This is a genomic window from Azospirillum sp. INR13, assembly GCF_015390205.1.
Lineage (GTDB): Bacteria > Pseudomonadota > Alphaproteobacteria > Azospirillales > Azospirillaceae > Azospirillum.
Genome location: NZ_VUOI01000002.1, coordinates 292,249 through 311,458 on the forward strand (window position 1 = coordinate 292,249; position 19,210 = coordinate 311,458).

A 19,210-nucleotide genomic window follows, 5' to 3' on the forward strand; every position below is an offset into this window, starting at 1 on the left:
CGCCGAGAGGGAGAGCATGCTGCTATGCTCCGCGGAATCCGGCGCGGCAGAGGGCAAGGTCAAGGGGGAAGAGGCATGGGGAATGGTGGTGACGAGGTGCCGGCGCTCCGCCATGCGCTTCGCGAGCGGTTGGACCAGGCGGTGCGGACGCCCGGCGACTGGCGCATGCTGCAAGCCGAAGACCGCCGGGATTTGGATCCGGGCGAGGTGCCGCTGATCCTTCTCGGTGCCGGGTCGGTGATGGCGCAACCCCTCGTGCGGCATGCCCTCGGGCATTGGAAGGTCGTCGGGGTCGTGGACAACGCCCGCGCCGGCCTGCCTTTGGGGGACGGGACGATCCTCGGCGATGACGGGCTTCGCGACCTGATCCGGCGGGACCCCCGGGCCGTCGGCGTCATGTGCTGCAACTCCGACGAGGCCGTCGCCCATTTCCACGCGCTGTGGCAGCCCAGCGGCCGGCCGTTGCTGTCGCTGTTCGAGGCGATGCGCTCCGCCGGGCTGTGCCCGCCCGGCATGATGGGGACCCCCGGGCAAATCGCCGCCCTGGCGGAGTGGGAGGCGGACTGGAAAGGCTTCGACGACGATGCCAGCCGCCGATGTTTCCTGTCGGTGATGCTCTACCGCCTGACCTGGGACGCCTGTTGGCTGGAACCGGTCCGGCTTCCCTACCGGGACATGTATTTCTTCACCGATGCCCTGGCCGTCGGCAGGGATGAGGTGCTGGTGGACGGCGGGGCGTTCGACGGCGACACCGTGGCGGCCTTCGCCGCATGCTCAGGAGGCACCACAGGGGGCACCCATCGTCACATCCACGCGTTCGAAGCGGACCCCTCGAACCTCCCCCGCCTGCGGGAGTGCGTCGCCGCCCTTCCCCGCGTGACCATTCATCCCATCGGTCTGTGGAGCCATGCGGACACATTGCACTTCTCCAGCGGCCACGGGCCGGGCGGCCGGCTGGACGAAGGGGGCGACGTGAGCGTTCCGGTCCAAGCGCTGGACGATCTCGGGCTGGGCCCGGTGACTTTCATCAAGCTGGACATCGAGGGGGCCGAGTTGCCCGCCCTGCGCGGGGCGGAACGGACCATACGGCATCATCGGCCGAAGCTGGCGATCGCGGTCTATCACGACATCGGGGATTTTGCGGCGATCCCCCGCATGATCGAGACAATGCGCCCGGGCAGCCGCTATCGGCTGCGCCATCACAGCCCGATCCACCACGACACCGTACTTTATGTCCAATAGGGGCTGAACCGCCCGGGCTTCTTCCGAGGCCGTCAGGGTCGAGACCGAGCATGATGACGGTCTTCCCGAGAGCCCACGGCGTCGGCGGCTGACCAACCGTTACGCAGTCTCCGGTTCCCGGACCAGTCCCTGCTCCCTGGCGCGGTCGAGCAGGTTCTTCACCGACGACCGGCTCCAGCGCAGGCCGCCGCGCGGCGTGCGCTGTCCCATGCTTTGCAGCCGGCGGGCGATGCCGTCCAGCGTGCCGCCGGGTTCCGAGCGCGCCAGCCCTGCCACCATCAGCACGAGGTCGTCGCTGTCGATCCGTTTGGGCGCCGCATCGAGAACCTCCTGACGCACCAGTCCCGCCGCCGCCAGCCGGCGTACCGCCCGTATCAGGCTGTTGGGCGTCCACGGCTTGCCATCCCAGGGCCTGCTCCTGCCCTGCCCTTTCAGCGCCCGCACCACCTGATCCCAGGCGGTCATCGGCCGCAGTGCCTCCACCGTCGGCAGGAACTCCTGGGCGTGGGCGATCACGATTTCATCCCGCGCCACCTCGCGACCTTGGCGTGCTTTCTCCAGCGCCCCCGGGTCGCGCCGTCGCAGTCCCGGATTGCCGGGTTCCTTCCCCCTGGCCACGGCCGCCTTCAGCCCGGCGATCGAGCGTTCGCGGATCAGCGCCCGCTCCAGTTCGGCGGCGGCACCCAGCACCTGGAGGGCGAAGCGCCCCTGTCGCTTTCTCTTGAGAACTTTCATTGAAAATTTTCACTGGCAAATGATCTGAACTTGCCTGTCGCGACCAAGTGGCGCCTCGGAAAAAGTGTCCAAGGTTAATAGCTTGTCGGCCATGAAAACTTCGAACTGCAAAGCGCTCACATCCCGAAGGTGCGGTTCCAAGTGATGAGTTGGGCATCGTACTCGCTGCAATTCGTCATCCGCCGTTGGGGCCGGAGATTGTGATGACGGCGGGCGGCGTTCGCCTTGTGCGGTCCTTGTGCGGTATGGGACAGGAGCAGGGTGAGGACGGGGCCGCTGCTTGCGTCGGCACGCTCATCCGCGCGCCACGCTGAGCGGAGCGTCCCCTTCGGTCGGGACGGCCTGCAGCGTCGGCAGCAGGATGCATATGGTGGTGCCGACGCCCTCGGTGCTGTCGACGGTGATGCGGCCGCCCCAATTGGTGACGATGCCATGCACGACAGGCAACCCCAGCCCGGTTCCCTCGCCGACCGCCTTGGTGGTGAAGAACGGGTCGAAGACGCGCTTCAGCGTCGGCCCGTCCATGCCGCACCCGGCGTCGCTCACCGACAGGATGGCGCAGCGCTCAGTCGGATTTGGCCACCCGCCTTCCGCCGGATCGCCTGGACCAACGGTGCCGAGCCGGATTTCAACCTCGCCGCCGCCGCCGCCCAGCGCGTCGGCGGCGTTGCGGATGAGATTGATGAGGACCTGCGCCACCTGCGTCTCGTCGGCATGGACCATCACATCCTCCGCCTCGATCCGCCAAACCAGGCGGACTTGGTGCGGGACCAGGACATTGGCCATGTCGGCGGTGCTGCGGACCGCTTCGGCCAGCCGCAACGGGCCGTCCCGTCCACGGTCGGAACGGCTGAAGGTCAGGACTTGCTGGGTGATGCGCTTCGCCCGCTGTGCGGCCTCGATCACCCGTGCGAGGTTGCGATGGGCCTGGCTGTCCGGCGGTACGTCGTCCATGACCAGTTCCGTCAGGCCGATGATGGGCTGCAGCATGTTGTTGATCTCATGCGCCAGCCCTCCGGCCAGACAGCCCAGCGCCTCCAGCTTCTGCGCCTGCTGCAGTTGCGCCTCCAGCGCCATGCGGGTTTCCGCCGCTTCCCGCCGCTCCTCGGCGCGGCGCAGTTCGGATTCGCGGGCGCTCAGTACCTCGGTCACCGCCTCCCGCTCCTCCGTCGCCTGACGCACGGCGGTGAGCAGCTCCACCACCGTCGAGTTGAGGGTGTCCGCCCCGTCGGATGCAATGTGCGCCGTGTAGCTGCCGATCTGTTCGACCCGGCCGTAGAGCGCCGTGGCGGCGTCGTTGCGGCTGACGAGGTTCTGGATCAGGCGCTGTCGCAGCCGGTTCAGCATGCGCAGCCGATTGCTGCGGGCCCGGCTGAAGAAATTTTGGAAGCTGGCGTAATGGACCGGGAAACGGCTGGCATAGTCGTCATTGAACCGGCCGGTGCCGTCGTCGGTGAAGAACAGGACCGCCGACAGGGTCTGGTTGACGTTGATCCCCAGGGTCTCGCCGAAGGTCGAGAAACCTGCGACCGGGATGTCGTCGAACACGGTCAGCCGGGGCAGGTTGGGGACGTTGTTCAGGCGCCGCAGGACGCAATCGTTGAGGATGCCGCCGATCGGCGCGGGCTTGCCGTCCAGGAAGGCGGCGAAGTCGGCCCTGGTCTGCTCGACGAAATCGGTCGCTTCGACCAGGAACAGTTCGTCGCCGGAATCGATGTCGCAGAAGAAGGCGACCTTGTCGGTGGCGTGGTCGATCTCGGCGACCGAGCGGACGAACAGCCCGCCATCGAGGTCGACGGCGAAGGTGTGGGAACTCAACAGGCGTTCCAGATCCTCCCGCCGGCAACCCAGGCTTTGGCACAACGCGTCGATGAAGCCGACCACCTCCAGGCTGTCCGGATCGATGACGCTGGAGACGGTGCGGCGGATCGGGTCACAGTCCAGGATGGTGAAGGAGATCGCCGTCTTGCGGAAGTTCTGGGACTTGAAGACGCCGTAGCGCTTGTCCGCCGCCATCTTCACGAAGGCGATGACGGCGTGGTTCTCCAGGATCCGATCACCGTCGAACAGCCAGGTGTTCCGAAAATCCAGCCGGCCGCCGGCCGAGCCGCCGACGAACAGCACCGGAAAGCGGCCGGTGGCGTAGACCGCTTCCATCAGGGAGCTCTCGCTGGCCGACAGGCCGTCGATGAACAGCAGCGCCAGGCTGTCGTGGCAGTCGAGCGGGAAGGACGGCGTGACGGCGTCCAACTCCTGCCGGATGGCGGCGATGCGCTGGTCGTGGCTCAACCGGATGTCGCCCGACCGGATGTCTTCGCTGTGCAACGGAACGGTGTGGAGGCTGACCTCCGCGAACAGGTCGCGGCTGAACGCCTGCAGGACGATGATGTCCCGATCCCCGGCGCCGGGGTCGTAGAGTCCGCCCGGTGTTCCAGAGCACAGTTCCCCGGCGGTGGACACCAGGATCAGGCGGGTTCCGGCGTCCAGCGCCGCGCGCAGGCTGCCGGCAACCTCGGCGAAGGACAACTCGGGCGAGACGAAGCCGAGGACGAGCGCCGGGGTGCCTCCCGCGAAGGTCAGCGGCGCCAGGGCGTCGGGTGTCAGGCCGGCGGCGGTGAGGGTGAGCGTCCTGATGGCCGCGTTCGAGCATCCGGTCGTGACGGGCATCGCCGAACCTCCGGTCGTTGGGTGTGCAAGCTCCGGCCCCGTCCGCTACCGGGGGGCATCCCGCAGGAACAGGTCCTGCCAGCGGAAGCGCAGCATGTGCTGCGGGATCTCCTCGGCGCGGCCGATGCGGTCGCCGGCGATCAGGGTGGTTCCCGCCGCGCGCGCCGCGATCGCCAGACTGGTGGAGGCGACGCCGACCACGCAGGTGCGCAGGTTCGCCCGCTCGGCGGACGCGACGAAGCTGTTCAGGTCCTCCATGGTCCGCGCCTCGGCCGCTCGGTCGGACGGCACCAGCGTGGTCAGCCCGGTCAGCCCGGTCCCGGCCAGGCTGGTGAAGCTCTGCTGCCTGAACTCCACCCGCAGGAACGACCAGCGGCAGAAGGGGCGCATCTCGTTGACCAGTTCGGTCATGCGGCCGTTGGGAACGCCGGCCGGGAAGCGCAGGAACTCGAAGCTCAGGAACTGGCGCAGGTAATCCGGCACCGACTGGCAGACCGTGATGTACTCCTGCCGCGTGCGCCGCGCCGCCAGCGTTTCGAAACAGACCGGGACCGACACCATCAGCCGGAATTTGTTGCGGAACAGCTCGTCCAGGATTTCGACGGTGTCGATCAGGGTGTCGGTGTTGATCTTGGCCAGCTGCTGCGGGTCGGTGATCGCCGCCAGGGCCGCCACCCCCTCGACCGCCGAGCCGTCGGGGAAGCGGCGGACCGGCGTGCACATGTAGGTGGAGATGACCTGCCGCCCGACATCCCAGAGCGGACGGAACATGGTGCTGATCTGCGCCAGTTCGCCCTGCGACAGCTGAAGCTTGCGTGGCTCCGGCGGGCGGGCCGCGGCCGGTTCGGCGGGCAGGGGGGTGGCGGCGGGCACGGCGGCGGCTTCAGCCCCGCCAGGGTCGGCGGTCTGGTCGATGTTCGCCAGCAGTTCGGCGACCGACGCGTGTTCGTACAGGATCTTGCCGTCCAGCAGCCCGACCGCCGTCGCGACCTTGATGTCGCCCAGATTGGGATCACCCAGGAACAGCCGGTGGAGTTCCTCGGCGATCTTGGCGCAGACCAGCGTGGCGGCCTGCCGGTTCAGCGTGGCGAAAACGATGATGTATTCGCCATCTCCGGTTCGGAACTGGACGTCCTGCTCGGCGATGAGGCGGTTGATGATGCGGTCGGCGGCGGCATGGACCCGGTCGCGCAGGTCCTCCCAGGCGGTGCCGAGGCTCTCGCGCAGCCGGTCGAAATTCAGCATGTGGACACGGCCGGCGGACAGCAGCTGCGGCTGCGCCAGCAGGCTCTGCAGCCGGCGCTCCAGGGACTGCAGGTGTTCCATGTCGGGCCCGGTCGGAGTCGCTTTCGCCGGACGCGCCGTGGCGACCGGCTGTTCCTCGGCAAACCAGTTCCGCAGCTTTTCTCCCAAGGACAGGCTGAGCATGATCGTTTCCTCTAGGACCGCGACCTCAACGAAGGCGGGGCGCCAGGGTGGGATTGGGCAGACAGGCTGCGACGGCGGCGGTCAACTGGTCCCGCGTGAACGGCTTTCCAAGCGCATGGTCCGCCCCCATCTCCTCGGCGACCTTCAGCAGTTCCATGGCGTGGCTTCGACCGCCGCCGGATATGGCGATGATCTTCATTTTCGGCGCGATCCGCCGGATGTGCATGATGGTGCCGATGCCGTCGGCCCGCGGCATGATCAGGTCGCAAATGACCAGATCGATGCGATGCGCGCGGCACAGACGCAAGCCCTCGTCGCCGTCCTGCGCCTCGATGACCTCCATGTCCTGGCGTTCGAGGAATTGCCGCAGAACCAGACGAACCATATCCTCGTCGTCGATGACCAGTACGGTTGGCATCACCGCTCCCCTTCATGCACTGTTCTGGTATCGCGCATGGGTTCAAGGATGCTCTTGTGAGCTTGCCAAATTGTTAACAGCAGACTTGGGAACGTTTACATTCCTTGATTGGATTTTCTTGGCTTGGAGACACATTTTATATAAGATTTTCCGCAGGCTTTTGTGCATCGCGTTCGGATGGACGCGCCAATGCTTTGCCTGTGCGTCGATCAGGCGACACCGACGAAGTTCGGGCGTGCTTGATGGCTCATCCGGTTCAGAATGGTGACGCCGACCACCGTTTGCCGACTGTCGTTTCGGCCTGGTGGCCAGCGGCCGTCCGGGCCTGAAGCCGGCTGCCAAACATGCGCGCCGTGCGTCGACCGACCGTGGTGTGATCGGGAGCCGTCAGCTCCACGCCCATGAGGGCCAGCAACGAGCCCAGCAGCTCCTCTGTCTGACCCGGCGGCTGATGAAGATCGGCTGACCGGGACCTGCAGGTATCGATCAGCGCACGCGCACAGGAGCGCCTCCTCGACCTGACGTGCCGGCCCTTGAACGGGCGCTTCCTGCACCGCACCAATCCGGTCGCCCAAGCTGCCGAAAGGGAAAGCGTTCTATGCGATCCGGATCGCACCACAGTGTTGGAATAGAACAATTGCCCATTTGTGTGGTAGAAATAATCCATGATAAGATACTAAGTTGTTTTCAAATGAGGGATTGCTTTTGAAGTTCGTTTCCGGGATGTCATCGAAGCCGATCTGGACTTTTCTGCTTACGCTGACGCTTATTTCAGCGCTTCCCATGGTGTTGTTTGCAGCTTTTGTCGTCAACCGCATGGCGGAGGATCAGAGAAAGGGTGAGATCACCCAGTTGGTCCAGCGCACCGAGGCTCTGTCGAACGCCGTCGAGCAAATGCTGCTTGGCGGCGTCATGACATTGAACGCGTTGGCGAGCAGCGGCGAGTTGGCACGCGGCGACCTGGCTGGATTCCACCGGGAGGCGAAGGACTTTCTGCGTCGGCAGTCTTTGGCTGGGACGGTGGCGATCGTGAATGCCGATGGAAAGATCGTCTTCAACACCCGCCTCGATTTCGGCGCCCCTCTTCCGCAATCCGGAGAGAGCATATCGGCGGTCCAGGCTCTCAAAGCCGGCAGGCCGGTGGTTTCCGATCTCTATCAGAGCAACATATCGGGGACGTATGTCGTCGCCATCAATCTGCCCCTGGTGGACGGTGCGATGGCCGGATCGGCACTCAGGCTGGTATTCGAATCGTCGCGGCTCAATGCGGTGCTTGCCGCCCAGGGGTTGCCGGACCAATGGATCGTCTCGGTGCTCGATGGGCAGCGCCGCATCATTGCCCGCAACCGATCAGCCGAACAGTATGTCGGACAGGTGGCCTCTCAGGGGACGCTGGATTTCATCTCCAATCAGTCGAGCGGCCTCAACCATGGAAAGTCCAAGGAAGGCACGCCGCTGGTCCGGTATTTCCATCCCGTCGACGGCTTTGGCTGGACCATCGTGATGGGGGTTCCCGATGAGGTTCTGGACGCTCCGGCGCGCCAGTCCTTGTGGACCGTCGGTGCCGGGGGGGTCCTGATGCTGATGCTCGGGGTGCTCGCCGCCTTCATGCTGTCGCATCGACTTGGGCGTCGCATTTCGCAAGTTGCATCGGTCGCGACCGCCATGGGGACGAAGGAGAATGTCGCCATCCCTCGCACGGCCATTCGGGAACTCGATGCCGTCATCGCCGCCCAAGTGGATGCGAAGCAATTGATTGCCTTGCGGGAGCGGGAACTGGAGCAGCTCAATCGCCATCTCCAGACGGCGAAGGAGGAGGCCGAACGGGCCAATCGGGCGAAAAGCCGTTTCCTCGCGGCGGCCAGCCACGATCTTCGCCAACCGGTGCAGAGTCTGTTTTTGTTTCACGGTGGTCTGCGGGCCGGCATCCGCGATCCCTCCTCCCCGCTCGACCCGATGCTGAGCGGGGCGGAGCAGTCGGCGCGTGCCATGAAGATGATCCTGGACGCCATGCTGGACGTGTCGCGCATCGACTCCGGCACGGTGAAGGTCAGGCCGGAGGCCCTGTTGCTGGGGGACCTCCTCAGCCGGATGAACGCGGAGTTCATCGCGGTTGCCCGTGCAAAGAACCTGCGCTATCGCGTGGTGGGAACGTCGCTTGCGCTCTGGACCGATCCCGCCCTGCTGGAGCAGATCATCCGCAACCTGATCGGCAACGCCCTGCGTTACACCCACCAGGGCGGCATCGTGGTCGGATGTCGGCGGCGCGGCGGCATGCTGTCCATACAGGTCGTGGATACGGGCATCGGCATCCCGGAGAGCGCCTTCGAGGAAATCTTCGAGGAGTATGTGCAACTGGCGAACCCGGAGCGCGACCGCGAAAAAGGCCTGGGCCTTGGCCTGTCGCTCGTCCGCCGCATTGCCATGCTGCTCGGGGCTCGGATCACGGTGAACTCCAGGGTCGGGCGTGGCTCGGTCTTCGCCATCGAACTGCCCATGTCGGCGTCGGCACTGGTGTCCCGTCCGCTTCCGGCCATTTCGGCGAACCAGGATGCCCGTGGGTTGGTCGTGCTCATCGACGATGAGCCGCTGGTCCTCGCGGGCTTGAAGCTGATGCTGGAATCCTGGGGATTCGACGTCGTCGATGCGGCATCGAGCGAGGAGGCCATGGAAAAGCTCCGCCGCCTGGGGGTACCGTCTCCGACGGTCATCGTCTCCGACTACCGGCTGCGGGGCGGGCACACTGGGACGGAGGCGATCAACTGCATCCGTTCCACCTTCGGCATCGTCCCGCCAGCCATCGTCATCACCGGCGATACCGCTCCCGAACGCCTGCGCGAGGCCAGCGAAAGCGGCTATACCGTTGTCCACAAGCCGATCGCGCCGGATGACTTCCTGACCGCCATCCGCAAGGTGATCGGGTAGGGCCCTCCCCGGTGTCAGTTGCCGGAGGGCCTGCGGTCGACCAGCCGCTGCAAGGTGCTGACCAGGGTGGGCACATCCACGGGCTTTTCCAGGAACGCGTCGATGAGGCTCTTGTAATCCGGCTCGGATGGGATGGCGGCGGTGAGCAGCACGACCGGCAAGGTTTGGAATTCCGGCTTCGCCCGGATTTCGCGGATCATTTCGATGCCGTTCATATAGGGCATCATGTAGTCGGACAACACGACGTCAGGGACCGATTCGATCAGGCAATGCAGTCCGCGGCGGCCATCGCTCGCCTGGGTCACCTGGAAACCCTCCATTTCGAGGACCAGCGTCATGGCCGCTCTGATCCCCGATTCATCCTCGACGATCAGTATGTGGCCTCGGGATTGCGGAGCGGAGTAGGTTGCCGTCGTCGGCGGCCTAAAGGCTGTTCGGAGAGGCGGTATCGATTCCGGCAGACACGGTCGCCGCACCAGATAGGGCGCTTCCAATTTGGACGCCCCGGTTGGTGATATAATATTCTTTGACCGACCGGTCGAAGTCGCTCTCCCGAACCTTGACCAGCGTGAGTGTGCGATGCATCTGGGCCTGTTGCTCGACATAGCGCAGCAGGATGATGTTTTCCGCGACCGCGGAAATGCTCCCCAACGATATCTGGTGTTCCCCGCCCATCAGGAACGGAAGCTCCATCGAATAGACGGTGGTCACACCCTCCTCACGCAGGGCGCCGGTCAGTGCGGTGAGAAACGGCGGCAGGCGTTCCTGGAAGATGACCGATTGCGCGAAGGCATCGATCCCGTCGACGAACAGGCGCGCCACCTGGCGGCGTCGAACCGTCTCCAGAATCTCGTAGCCCAACTGATCGAGGAAGTTTTCCGTGGGTGGATGCCAGATCATCTCCACCGCGCCGGATGCCATCAGGCCGTCGAGATCGATCCCGTAACTCTGCGCCCTGCGCTTCAGCCTGGCGGCATTCTCGTAGAAGCCGAAGATCAACCCAGGTTCCGCTGGCGTGCATTGCGAGATGAAGTGCAGGCCGAGTGTGGTCTTGCCGATGCCGGTCGGTCCCAGCATCAGGGTGGCGGAGCCGCAGGGCAGCCCGCCGTCCAGCATCGTGTCGAGGTCGCCCACGCCGGTTCCCAGGCGTTTGGTTCCGACGTCGGCGTACGACGCATCCGCCAGCACGCTTTCGAACCGCGGCAGCACGGTGAGGCCGGCCTTCGAAATCGTGTAGACATGCAGGCCGGCAAGGAAGTCGCTGCCCCTGACCTTGTGCACGGTCAGCGTGCGGTACGAACGGGTCGCCTTGCTCCGCACCGCCAGTTCGATCCAGCCGTCCACCATGGTGTATTCCGGACTGGACGGTTGGCGCGCGCTGTTGGTCAGCAGAAGGATCGTGCAGCCGAGCAGATTGGCGAGCATCGCCAGATCATTGATGAACTTGCGGAACTCGCAGGCGGATTGCGCCGTCTCCTCCAGCACGAACAGGCCGTCGAGCACGAGCAGCGATGCTTTGCGGGCCTTGGCTTCGGACGCAAGAAACTCCAGGATACCGGGCAGCCCGTCGCGCATCAGCTTGTCGAAGCAACTGACGTAATAGATCGACGACGGAACATGGTCGCCTTGGTAGAACTCCATTGGGCTGAGATGCTTCAGCAGGCGGTCGTGGCTTTCGGCCAGCAGGGTCGCGTAAACCGCGCGCCCCCCGCCGGTGGCATGCTGGAAGCAGATCTGGTTGGCCATCACCGTCTTTCCGGCACCCGGCGATCCTTGCACGATGAACACCGAGCCGACCGGGAGCCCACCCTGAAGAACCTTGTCCAGACCGGGGATGCCGGTGGAAATCCGTTCCATCATGCTCTGCTCACTCGTTCCCGACACCTGCGAGCCTCCGGCCGCTCGTCAAAAAACCGTCAAACCGCCATTGGTTAGATGTCTATATCATCTTCAGGTTTAATCCAAGCGGCCGATCGGACTACCGGGGCGAGGGTGTGAACGCCCTCGACAGAGCGATGGAGAGGGTGACCTGCGAGCCTTTGCCCTGGCGCGAGGCGATCTCGACCCCGTGGCCGAGAAGGGCGCCGAGGCTTCTGACGATGGACAGCCGCAACGTCATCGGATGCCGGCGTCCCTGCGCTCCGTCAGGCGGGAAAGGGGTGTCCATGATCAGGTCCAATCCGTCCGCCGCAACCCCGGTCCCGGTGTCGTCGACTGAAATCCGCAGGAGGTCGCCGTCTTCGCGGCACATGACGCGAACCTCGCCGCGGTCGGTGTGGCGGATGGACGTGTCCACGAGGCAACCGAGCATCCGAGCCAGCAGCGCCGGCTCGCTCCTCACCATGGCGTCGGATGAAACGACTGAAAGCCGCACCCCCTTCGCGGCGGCAGCGGCGCTGTGACCCGCCGCCACGCCATGCAGGATGTCGGCGACCGCAACGTCGGTGAGGACAGGCGCGACACCGCCGCTTGCGCACCCGCTCAGAGTCCGCACATCGTCGAGCAGGGAACGGGTGTCGGTGAGTTCGCAGTCGATCCGCCCAAGGGTCGCCCGTGCGGCCGGCTCCCGCACCTGCTTGTCCAGCACGCCGGCCAGAAGATACAGCGACTGAAGCGGCTGATGAAGGCTGTGGGTCAGGGCCGACACGAACCGGGCCTGCTGGCGGTCGGTGCGCCGCAGGGCCAGGTTGAGGATCGCCAGGGCGGCGGTGTCGGCAATTTCCTGCAACCGCTCAAGATCATGGTCCGGTACGGCCCGGCAGTCGCGCCAGTAAGCGCCAAGGGCCGCCAGCGGGTCCTCCTTGCGGACCGGCACCATCGCCATGCTCCGGACGAATGTCGCCCGGTAGGCATCCTGCGGAATGCGCCTATCCTTGTGGATGTCCGCGATGGACACCGCCTCGCCTGTCAGCATGACGTGTCCGGAGATGCACGCGCTCATCGGGAACCGTTTGCCCCGCCAGAGCGGAGCGATGGCATCCTCTTCCGCGTAGTGGCACCGGTCGCCCTCTCGCAGCACGAAGGTGATTCCGTCCGCCTGCAGCACCAGACGTGCGGTTTGGGCAACCATGCCCATCACCTCCTCAAGGGTTGCGGCGTAAGAGAGCCGCCGGGCCAGAGCGATGATGTGCTGTCCGGCGCAGGCGGTTGTCGCGGCGCGCGGCGCGTCGGCCCGATCGATGTGGAGAACGCCCATCGGAGAACTTTCCCTTGAAGGTCGCGTCAGGTTCAACCGCCGGCCATGGCATGGTTCATGATCATGTCGAAGGCGATGGGGCTGCGCAGGCGTTGCGGTGGCGCCTGCATCGGCCATCATCCCGTCGAGTGCCCCAAAGGCGCCGCCGAGCCATCGCAATCACCGATGGCTGCAAGTCGGGTTCTGGGTTTTCGTTTGAAAGGCACCATTGCACAGTATGGTTAATAAAAACGTAACAAGCGAAACCTTAGGTTCATGCTTTCTCGGTCTTCTTTCTGCGGACCCGAGCCACGGCTCCACGCGTTGCCGCAGGCGCTCGGTGTAGCGGGTCGGCATCACCGGCGAGGACCAGCGTCCCGCCTGCATCAGCCCAGGCAGGTCGACGCCGGCTGCCAACAGGTCCTGGGCGGCGCCGACGCGCAAGCTGTGCCCGCTGAAGCCGACCTACCGCCTCAGCCGACAGCCAAGCCTCGGCGCCCTGCCCCTCCTGGTCGGTTTTGGAGCGGCGGATCCGAATGGTCGCAGTGAGCGACGGTGGTATGGCAGCGGCGGGATCGGCAGAACAGCGTAAAGGTCTCGGAAGCGCGGTTGGAACTGGGTGAGCCGGTGGCTCCGGATACGCCGGCCAATGCCTGGACTGGGCGAGCCGCAGAGAAGAATAGGACGGCGTTGCACCTGGGCCAAGTTCAGCATGCGCCCAAGGCAACGGCGCAGTTGGCGGCCAGGTAGTCTGACGACGAACCGGTTCGGCGGAATGGCGGGGATGGTCGCTGACGCGGCGGTGCGCATCCCGAGCAACTGCAGGAACTCCGGTAAGGACAAGCCGTGCCGCCGGGCTTGCGGGAGCCAACGATCGCGTTCGGCGGGAGTGGGTTTGATCATTGCCAACCGGTGGAGGACTGGGCGTGTGGGCGATCGGGGCATTTGCGCTCCTCCTTGAAACCGCGGCCCAACTGTGGTGCCATTCACGAAGAGCGCCACCCCCCGTCGGCTCTACGGCTTCGGCAGCAACGCTTCACTCTACCGCGCAGACGGTCGCGAGCAAGCTTTCTGGGGCACTGAGAACCACCAGTTTGTCCGTCTATGCCATCAGTAACTCGTGCCACTCGCTTTCGCTGGTGCCGTTCGACCGAGGATCAGGCGCGAAGGGATACGTGAGCCCAAACCGCTGCAATAGTTACCCAACCTCAGTTGGACTGAAGTGATGTGGTGGACGGTCATTCCACCTTCTTCAAATAGTGGCAAGATAATTCCGTCAAATAAACTACATGTGTTGTTCTTGAATCATCGGACAATCCTCAAGTTTGTTATATTATACTGGGGTTGATCATGTGTCATGATGCTGACGAAATTTCTGCCCCCCTCACAAACCAGCCGCCTGGGTGAGATTGATGCGGAAGCGGTCGCGGCGGCGTTGGTAGCGCCGGGTCATCTCGGCCGAGGTATGACCGAGATGGCGTTGGACGAAGCGCTCCTCTGCCTCGGCGGCGGTGGCCAGCCCGGCCCGCAGGGAGTGGCCGGCGAAACGGTGAAGGCGCTCGCCTTCCGGCAGGTCGCTGCGAATGCCGGCGGCAAGCGCGGTCGCCTGCACCAAGCGGGCGACATGCTTGTCGGACAGTCGATCGGTCAGGGCCTGCTTCCTGTCGCGGGCGATGCGGCGGAACAGTGGTCCGTGGGCGATGCGGCCCAACTCCATCCAGCTCTTCAGCGCCGCCACCGGGCAACTCAGCGGCGTGCTGCCCGGGCCGACTTCGACTTCGCGCCAGCCGGTCTTGCCGCGGATGTGCAGGACCAGCCCACCCTCCAGCACCTCGACCCAGCCGCAGCCGTCGGCGGTCTCCTCCGCGCCATGGTCGAGGCCGACGATCTCGCTGCGTCGCAACCCGCCGGCGAAGCCGAGCAGCAGGATGGCGCGGTCGCGCACCCCGCGCAGATCGCTGCTCAGACAACCGAGCATGCGCAGCACGTCGTCAGCAAGCAGGGCTTCCTTCTGGACCGGCGGGCGGCCGTGGCTGCGGCGTATGCCGGCCAGCACCTCCTTGATGTGGCGGTCGCCGCGGTCGAGCGGACAGCCCCGTTGGCGGAAGGTCCAGGCCAAGCCGGACAGGCGGCGCTCGACCGTTGCCGCAGAGCGGGAGCGGCGGCCAGCTGATGCCGCCTCGGAGGCGAGGTCGGCGAGGTAAAGGCCGATCGCCTGTGGGTTGGGTGGCGTTGGAGGAACGCCGCGGCGCATGCACCAGGCGCTGTAGTGGCGCCAGTCGGCGGCGTAGGCCCGCTGCGTGTTCTCGGCCTTGGCGTTGCGGGCGTAGGCCCGGGCCTTGTCGGCCAACTCGGACAGATGGTCGAGTGCCTGATCCTGCGAGAGGGCGGGAGCGGGAACCGTGTCTGAGGCCATGGCCGAGTGAGCATCCAGAGCGGAAAATTCTGGTCCCGAGCATAGCCGGTGGCCCGGCGTTTGTCATGTCCGATAAGCCAAGCTTATCGGACATAGTTGACGGTTCCTTAGCTCCGGCGCTTTTCTGTGCTATAACCCGAAAAAAGCGCCGATCCCCGTCCGGCCGATCCCAAAAATGCTGTCCCCCGCCTGCCCTCCTCCCCCTGCCCTGTCCTGGTCCATGACGCCGCCCTCCCCCACCGCCGTCCTCCCGCTGCACCTCCCTGCCTGGGCGACCCGCTGCCTTCCCGACCGCGGCGGAGCGGACCACCCCACCCCCGCCGGGCCCGCCCAGCTCGGTGCCGCCCTCGCCGTGCTCGATGCCGCGGTCACGGCGGCGGCCCCGCACGCCGGCGCCTGGGCCAACCGTCTGGCGCTCGCGGCCGCGGCCGCTGCCATTGCCCGCAGCGGGCGTCCCGAGGACGAGGCGGCCCTGCGCGATCTCGTTGCCCTCAGTCCGGCGCCGCCGGCCGGCCCGGCCGCTCCGGTGCTGGGCGCCCATCTCTGGCTGGCAGACGGTCCGCCGGGGCCCCGCTGGGGTGAGCTGCCCGCCCTGATCGCCGGGCTGGGCGCCCGCAGCGGCGGTGTGCCGGATGAACTTGCTCAGACGCTCGCCACCGCCGCCGCCCTCCCCTGCCCCCTGGTGGCGGTGTCCGCCGCCCTCCAGCCGGTGCTGGCGGTCCGTCCTGGCCGCGACGCCCTCGCGGTGTGGGCGGCCGACCTCGTCCTCGCCCGCTGGCTCGGCTGGCCCTACGGCCTGCCGCTGATCGGCCTCGGCCTGCCGCCGCAGGGGCGCGTCGACCTCAGCGCCCTGGAGGGGGCCACGCTCGCCGCCGTGATACTGCGCGGCAGCGCCCGGGCGCTCGACCGCTTCGCCCTGCTCGGCCACCGCGCCGCCGCCCTGCAGGCGGTGCGGCCACGGCTGCGCGCCCGTGCCGCCGGGCGGGTGGTCGACCGGCTGCTCGCCCGCGACGCGGTGTCGGTGGCCGGGGTGCGCGACCTCATCCCCGAGCGCGCCGCCCGCCGGCTGTTCGACCGGCTGGTCGCCCTCGGCGCCGTCCGCGAGCTGACCGGCCGACCCACCGCCCGCCTCTACGGGCTTTAAGCGAGGGACCATGGCACCGCCTCCCGCAAAGGCCTCTGATGACCTGCCGTTCGACCGGGCCTTGGCCGACCTGCCGCCCGAGCTGCGGTGGCGCGAGTGGATGAGCCGGGTCGAGGCGGTGATCTTCGCCTCGCCAACCCCGGTGCCGCGGGCGGTGCTGGCACGGGTGGTCGGCGACGACTGCCCGCTCGACGCGGTGATCGCCGACATCCGCGCCGAGCTGCGCCCCCGGCCCTACGACCTGGTGGCGGTCGCCGGCGGCTGGCATCACCGCACCCACCCCCACCTCGCCCCGGTGCTGCGGGCGGTGCGCCCTGGCGGCCCCGCCCTGCCCGCTCTCGGCCCCGTCGACCAGCTGTTGCTCGTCACCATCGCTTACCACCAGCCGCTGACCCGGCGCGATCTGGAGCGCCTGCTCGGCCGCACCGTCGATGCCGACGCTGTTGGCCGTCTGCGCGCGGCGGGGCTGGTGGGGCCGGGGCCGCGCAGCCCGCGTCCGGGGGCGCCGCTGACCTTCGTGACCACCGACGCCTTCCTCAACCAGTTCAGTTTGGAGAGCTTGGCCGATCTGCCCGACTTGGACGATCTACGGGCGATGGGGCTGGCCGACACCGGTGTGCTCGACGGCACCCCCGCCGGCGCGCCGGCTTCTCCGGAGCCGGTGGGGCGAGCATCGCTCCCATCGGCCCGGCGGCCAGCCCAACCAAGCTCACCGACTGTCGACCTCACTGGCCCTCTGGCCGAGGTGGCTGCCGCGGCGGGCCGGGTGACGGCACGGCTTAACGCCGTGACGCCCGACGACGATGAGGATGTTCCCCCTGATGAAGCCGGTAGACGCAGCCGTCGGACCAGATGAAGCCACCAGAAGAGACAGGGGCAGGTGGGTGCGCTCCCGGGCCTGATCTGCGACGTCTCATCGACCAACAGCAGTGCGTGCTGTTGCCGTTCCGTCTCTGTCAGCGGCGCGTCTTCCGGCGCGTGACCACGGTCCCCTCGACGGGCGCAGTGATCTCGTAATGATCCGCCTGGGTCACCTCTTGGATCAGGCGCGGTCGATAGGCGACGGCATTGATGCCCCCGCGGTGGCGCAGGCTGTCGTAGGCGATGCCGGCGGCCTGCCCGGCCCGGCGCACCGCCTCGCCGAAGGCCTGGGAGGCACGGTAGTCTCCCGCCGCAAACAAGTCGGGTCGCACGCTGCTCTGGCCGCGGATGTCGAGGAAGTCGCCGTCGAGGCGGGCGGTGTAGAGGCGGTAGGTCAACCGCATTTCCGCAAGCCGGCGGTGAACCGCCTCGCGCCGGAGGTGATGGGCGACCTCGGCGATGGCAGTCTTGAGCGTCCACGCCCCGTACCAGGCGCCGAGATCGCCGCTGTTGAAGCGCCTACCGGCGGGAGCGGCGTGCAGGAAGGCGGCCATCACCACGGAGGCGTTGGGGACACCAAAGACCCACTGGTTGCGGGGAAGCCGGGCGACACGTTCCTGGACCAGACGGTCGTTGGTCCAGCCCTCCAGTTCCATGACAGCCTCCAAATCGTCTGGCCGCGTCACGCTGTCAAAGGCGGGGATCGGTGGGAACTGCGATGGGATCAGGCGGTGCGTCGATTGCGGTATGGCAATGGTAATCACCACGCTCTCACACGATCACAATGTCGTCGTCGCCATAGGGCGTGCTCGTCTCGTCCATCGTACCGGGCGGTCCGAAAACGCCCCCGCGCGCGGCATCGAGGTAGCGTCGCACCAGCATGGGCCCGTCCATGGTGCCGTTGGTGACCAGGGCCATCGGCGGCTGGCCTCCGAACGACGGCCCATCGTGCGGTCTGGTTAGCCAGTCCAACGCCGCCGTTTCCGAGCCGAACAAAATCATCAGCGCCTTGTGGATGCCGAGGACGGCGGAGATGCGCAACAGCACGTCGACCGGCAAGGTCAATTCCTGGCCGTCACGCGCCTTCGCGGCCCAGCCGAAGTAAGTCGAGCGGCCGGGTGAGCCCAGAACCAGCAGGCGCTCGGCCTCCGTCCAGCCCCAGTGGTCGGCGATGGCCAGGAAAGTCCGCAGACCCGGCGCGCTGAGGTGCCGACGCTTGGATGGGGCGAACCGGTCAGGGCGGAGGAGAGATGGACCTGCGGTGACCGGGACGGCGATGCGGTTGGCGCGAGCGGGCATGGGTGGGACTCCATTGGTCCATATTCAGACCATATAGTCCAAATATGGACGTTGTCAAACCCGACGATCGGCCGGCTCCGCCAGGCCATCACTCTGCCGATTGTCCCCTCGCATGAGGGTGCCTTGGTTTTCCGCAGGGTCTGAGCCTCCGCCGAGAAACGGGCATGGCGCACCGTCTGCGTCAAGGCGACGATGCAGCCTTCGTCCGGCTCGGTGCCGCGACGACCTCCATGCCAAGCAGCGTGTAGGCCCAGCCTCAACCGTCGGCGTCCTAACGGATGCTGGAGGCCAGCAGTCCTCCTCGCCGGTCGCGGGATCGTCAAAGCCGGACGCCAGCCCGGCCAAGGCAACGAGGGTGGCGACGGGCTGGCCCATGGCCTGCGTCCTCGGTGTCGCGTATGGACGGTGAGGCGAGGAGGCAGGTCTCCCCCTGGTGGGGAGAAGTCCTTGCCACCAGGGGGACTGTGTGTCGCGCCTGCCTGTGTGTTGTCAGGCCAGCTTTTTGATAAGTGTGAGGATAATAATCAGGGCGCCCAGCACGCCCACCAGCTTGAGCTGATTGTCTATCGCCCGTCTGAGGTCGAGGCTATTACGTCGCTTCTCGCTGATGATCTCGGCTTTGGCCAAGTCGAGGTGGGCACTGAGCCTGAGCTCAAATGCGTCCATCTTACGGTCGAGGGTGGAAACGCAGGCATCGAGCTGGTCGACGCTGCCCTTCAGCTCGGTCACGGAAGCCTCCATCGCGAACCTCTCTCGTTTGAGCCCCATAACAACGCCGCGCAGCAGAACCTGTTCAAAACCCAGCCCCATCTCCTGAAACGGCACGCCACGAACAGGGCTGCACGACGCCAACTACGATGACCGCCTAACGACGATTGGAATGGCCGGAAGACGGCCCCG

15 protein-coding genes are annotated in these 19,210 nt (G+C 66.4%); 4 read left to right on the plus strand and 11 right to left on the minus strand.

The window, feature by feature from the left end; all coding sequences use genetic code 11:
- Window positions 1–75: 75 nt before the first annotated feature.
- A complete protein-coding gene (locus F1643_RS02975) occupies window positions 76–1,242 on the plus strand; it encodes an FkbM family methyltransferase (protein ID WP_194910578.1) in 1,167 nt (388 codons plus the stop codon).
- Window positions 1,243–1,341: 99 nt separating this feature from the next.
- On the opposite strand, the gene F1643_RS02980 is transcribed toward F1643_RS02975, so the two are convergent.
- The 4 genes from F1643_RS02980 to F1643_RS02995 all read right to left on the minus strand — a co-directional run bounded on the left by F1643_RS02980 (window position 1,342) and on the right by F1643_RS02995 (window position 6,490).
- The gene (locus F1643_RS02980; protein WP_255542335.1) at window positions 1,342–1,977 is read right to left on the minus strand and encodes a recombinase family protein; all 636 of its coding nucleotides are present in this window, start codon (window positions 1,975–1,977) and stop codon (window positions 1,342–1,344) included.
- A gap of 294 nt (window positions 1,978–2,271) precedes the next feature.
- Complete coding sequence (locus F1643_RS02985) at window positions 2,272–4,644, minus strand: FIST N-terminal domain-containing protein (RefSeq protein WP_194910580.1); 2,373 nt, start codon at window positions 4,642–4,644, stop codon at window positions 2,272–2,274.
- Between the two features lie 45 nt (window positions 4,645–4,689).
- Window positions 4,690–6,072, minus strand: a complete 1,383-nt coding sequence (locus tag F1643_RS02990; RefSeq protein WP_206692285.1) for a hypothetical protein — start codon at window positions 6,070–6,072, stop codon at window positions 4,690–4,692.
- A 25-nt stretch (window positions 6,073–6,097) separates the two neighbouring features.
- Window positions 6,098–6,490 carry a response regulator gene (locus F1643_RS02995; protein ID WP_194910582.1) on the minus strand — a complete coding sequence of 131 codons (393 nt, stop codon included), beginning with the start codon at window positions 6,488–6,490 and terminating at the stop codon, window positions 6,098–6,100.
- Between the two features lie 705 nt (window positions 6,491–7,195).
- On the opposite strand from F1643_RS02995, the gene F1643_RS03000 reads away from it, so the two are divergent.
- Window positions 7,196–9,415 carry an ATP-binding protein gene (locus tag F1643_RS03000; RefSeq protein ID WP_194910584.1) on the plus strand — a complete coding sequence of 740 codons (2,220 nt, stop codon included), beginning with the start codon at window positions 7,196–7,198 and terminating at the stop codon, window positions 9,413–9,415.
- 14 nt (window positions 9,416–9,429) lie between these two features.
- On the opposite strand, the gene F1643_RS03005 is transcribed toward F1643_RS03000, so the two are convergent.
- From F1643_RS03005 to F1643_RS03020, 4 genes are all read right to left on the minus strand, one after another.
- Window positions 9,430–9,891: a response regulator gene (locus tag F1643_RS03005; RefSeq protein ID WP_370540444.1), complete on the minus strand. Its 462-nt coding sequence runs from the start codon at window positions 9,889–9,891 to the stop codon at window positions 9,430–9,432.
- Window positions 9,839–11,275 carry an RAD55 family ATPase gene (locus F1643_RS03010; RefSeq protein ID WP_370540445.1) on the minus strand — a complete coding sequence of 479 codons (1,437 nt, stop codon included), beginning with the start codon at window positions 11,273–11,275 and terminating at the stop codon, window positions 9,839–9,841. Before F1643_RS03010 ends, F1643_RS03005 begins: the two co-directional genes overlap by 53 nt.
- A gap of 118 nt (window positions 11,276–11,393) precedes the next feature.
- Complete coding sequence (locus tag F1643_RS03015; RefSeq protein WP_194910590.1) at window positions 11,394–12,611, minus strand: HAMP domain-containing sensor histidine kinase; 1,218 nt, start codon at window positions 12,609–12,611, stop codon at window positions 11,394–11,396.
- 1,363 nt (window positions 12,612–13,974) lie between these two features.
- Window positions 13,975–15,006, minus strand: a complete 1,032-nt coding sequence (locus F1643_RS03020; RefSeq protein WP_194910592.1) for a tyrosine-type recombinase/integrase — start codon at window positions 15,004–15,006, stop codon at window positions 13,975–13,977.
- A 175-nt stretch (window positions 15,007–15,181) separates the two neighbouring features.
- Between F1643_RS03020 and F1643_RS03025 the strand changes: the two genes are divergently transcribed.
- Both F1643_RS03025 and F1643_RS03030 read left to right on the plus strand, forming a co-directional pair.
- Window positions 15,182–16,150 (plus strand): DUF1403 family protein, encoded by a 969-nt coding sequence (locus F1643_RS03025; RefSeq protein WP_194910595.1) that lies wholly within the window; start codon window positions 15,182–15,184, stop codon window positions 16,148–16,150.
- A gap of 10 nt (window positions 16,151–16,160) precedes the next feature.
- Window positions 16,161–17,006 (plus strand): SMC-Scp complex subunit ScpB, encoded by an 846-nt coding sequence (locus F1643_RS03030; protein ID WP_194910597.1) that lies wholly within the window; start codon window positions 16,161–16,163, stop codon window positions 17,004–17,006.
- Window positions 17,007–17,106: 100 nt separating this feature from the next.
- Here F1643_RS03030 and F1643_RS03035 read toward each other — a convergent pair whose 3' ends face one another.
- From F1643_RS03035 to F1643_RS03045, 3 genes are all read right to left on the minus strand, one after another.
- Window positions 17,107–17,667: an RES family NAD+ phosphorylase gene (locus F1643_RS03035; RefSeq protein WP_194910599.1), complete on the minus strand. Its 561-nt coding sequence runs from the start codon at window positions 17,665–17,667 to the stop codon at window positions 17,107–17,109.
- A 115-nt stretch (window positions 17,668–17,782) separates the two neighbouring features.
- Window positions 17,783–18,310, minus strand: coding sequence for an MbcA/ParS/Xre antitoxin family protein (locus tag F1643_RS03040; RefSeq protein WP_194910602.1), 528 nt, complete (start codon window positions 18,308–18,310; stop codon window positions 17,783–17,785).
- 489 nt (window positions 18,311–18,799) lie between these two features.
- On the minus strand, window positions 18,800–19,162 hold the full coding sequence (locus tag F1643_RS03045) for a hypothetical protein (RefSeq protein ID WP_194910606.1): 363 nt from the start codon (window positions 19,160–19,162) through the stop codon (window positions 18,800–18,802).
- Between the last annotated feature and the right edge of the window lie 48 nt (window positions 19,163–19,210).

Bases quoted from the DNA above. Each gene is read 5' to 3' on its own strand.
- F1643_RS02975 (WP_194910578.1), top strand. From the start codon at position 76: ATGGGGAATGGTGGTGACGAGGTGCCGGCGCTCCGCCATGCGCTTCGC.
- F1643_RS02980 (WP_255542335.1), bottom strand. From the start codon at position 1,977: ATGAAAGTTCTCAAGAGAAAGCGACAGGGGCGCTTCGCCCTCCAGGTG.
- F1643_RS02985 (WP_194910580.1), bottom strand. From the start codon at position 4,644: ATGCCCGTCACGACCGGATGCTCGAACGCGGCCATCAGGACGCTCACC.
- F1643_RS02990 (WP_206692285.1), bottom strand. From the start codon at position 6,072: ATGCTCAGCCTGTCCTTGGGAGAAAAGCTGCGGAACTGGTTTGCCGAG.
- F1643_RS02995 (WP_194910582.1), bottom strand. From the start codon at position 6,490: ATGCCAACCGTACTGGTCATCGACGACGAGGATATGGTTCGTCTGGTT.
- F1643_RS03010 (WP_370540445.1), bottom strand. From the start codon at position 11,275: ATGATGGAACGGATTTCCACCGGCATCCCCGGTCTGGACAAGGTTCTT.
- F1643_RS03015 (WP_194910590.1), bottom strand. From the start codon at position 12,611: ATGGGCGTTCTCCACATCGATCGGGCCGACGCGCCGCGCGCCGCGACA.
- F1643_RS03020 (WP_194910592.1), bottom strand. From the start codon at position 15,006: ATGGCCTCAGACACGGTTCCCGCTCCCGCCCTCTCGCAGGATCAGGCA.
- F1643_RS03025 (WP_194910595.1), top strand. From the start codon at position 15,182: ATGCTGTCCCCCGCCTGCCCTCCTCCCCCTGCCCTGTCCTGGTCCATG.
- F1643_RS03030 (WP_194910597.1), top strand. From the start codon at position 16,161: ATGGCACCGCCTCCCGCAAAGGCCTCTGATGACCTGCCGTTCGACCGG.
- F1643_RS03035 (WP_194910599.1), bottom strand. From the start codon at position 17,667: ATGGAACTGGAGGGCTGGACCAACGACCGTCTGGTCCAGGAACGTGTC.
- F1643_RS03040 (WP_194910602.1), bottom strand. From the start codon at position 18,310: ATGCCCGCTCGCGCCAACCGCATCGCCGTCCCGGTCACCGCAGGTCCA.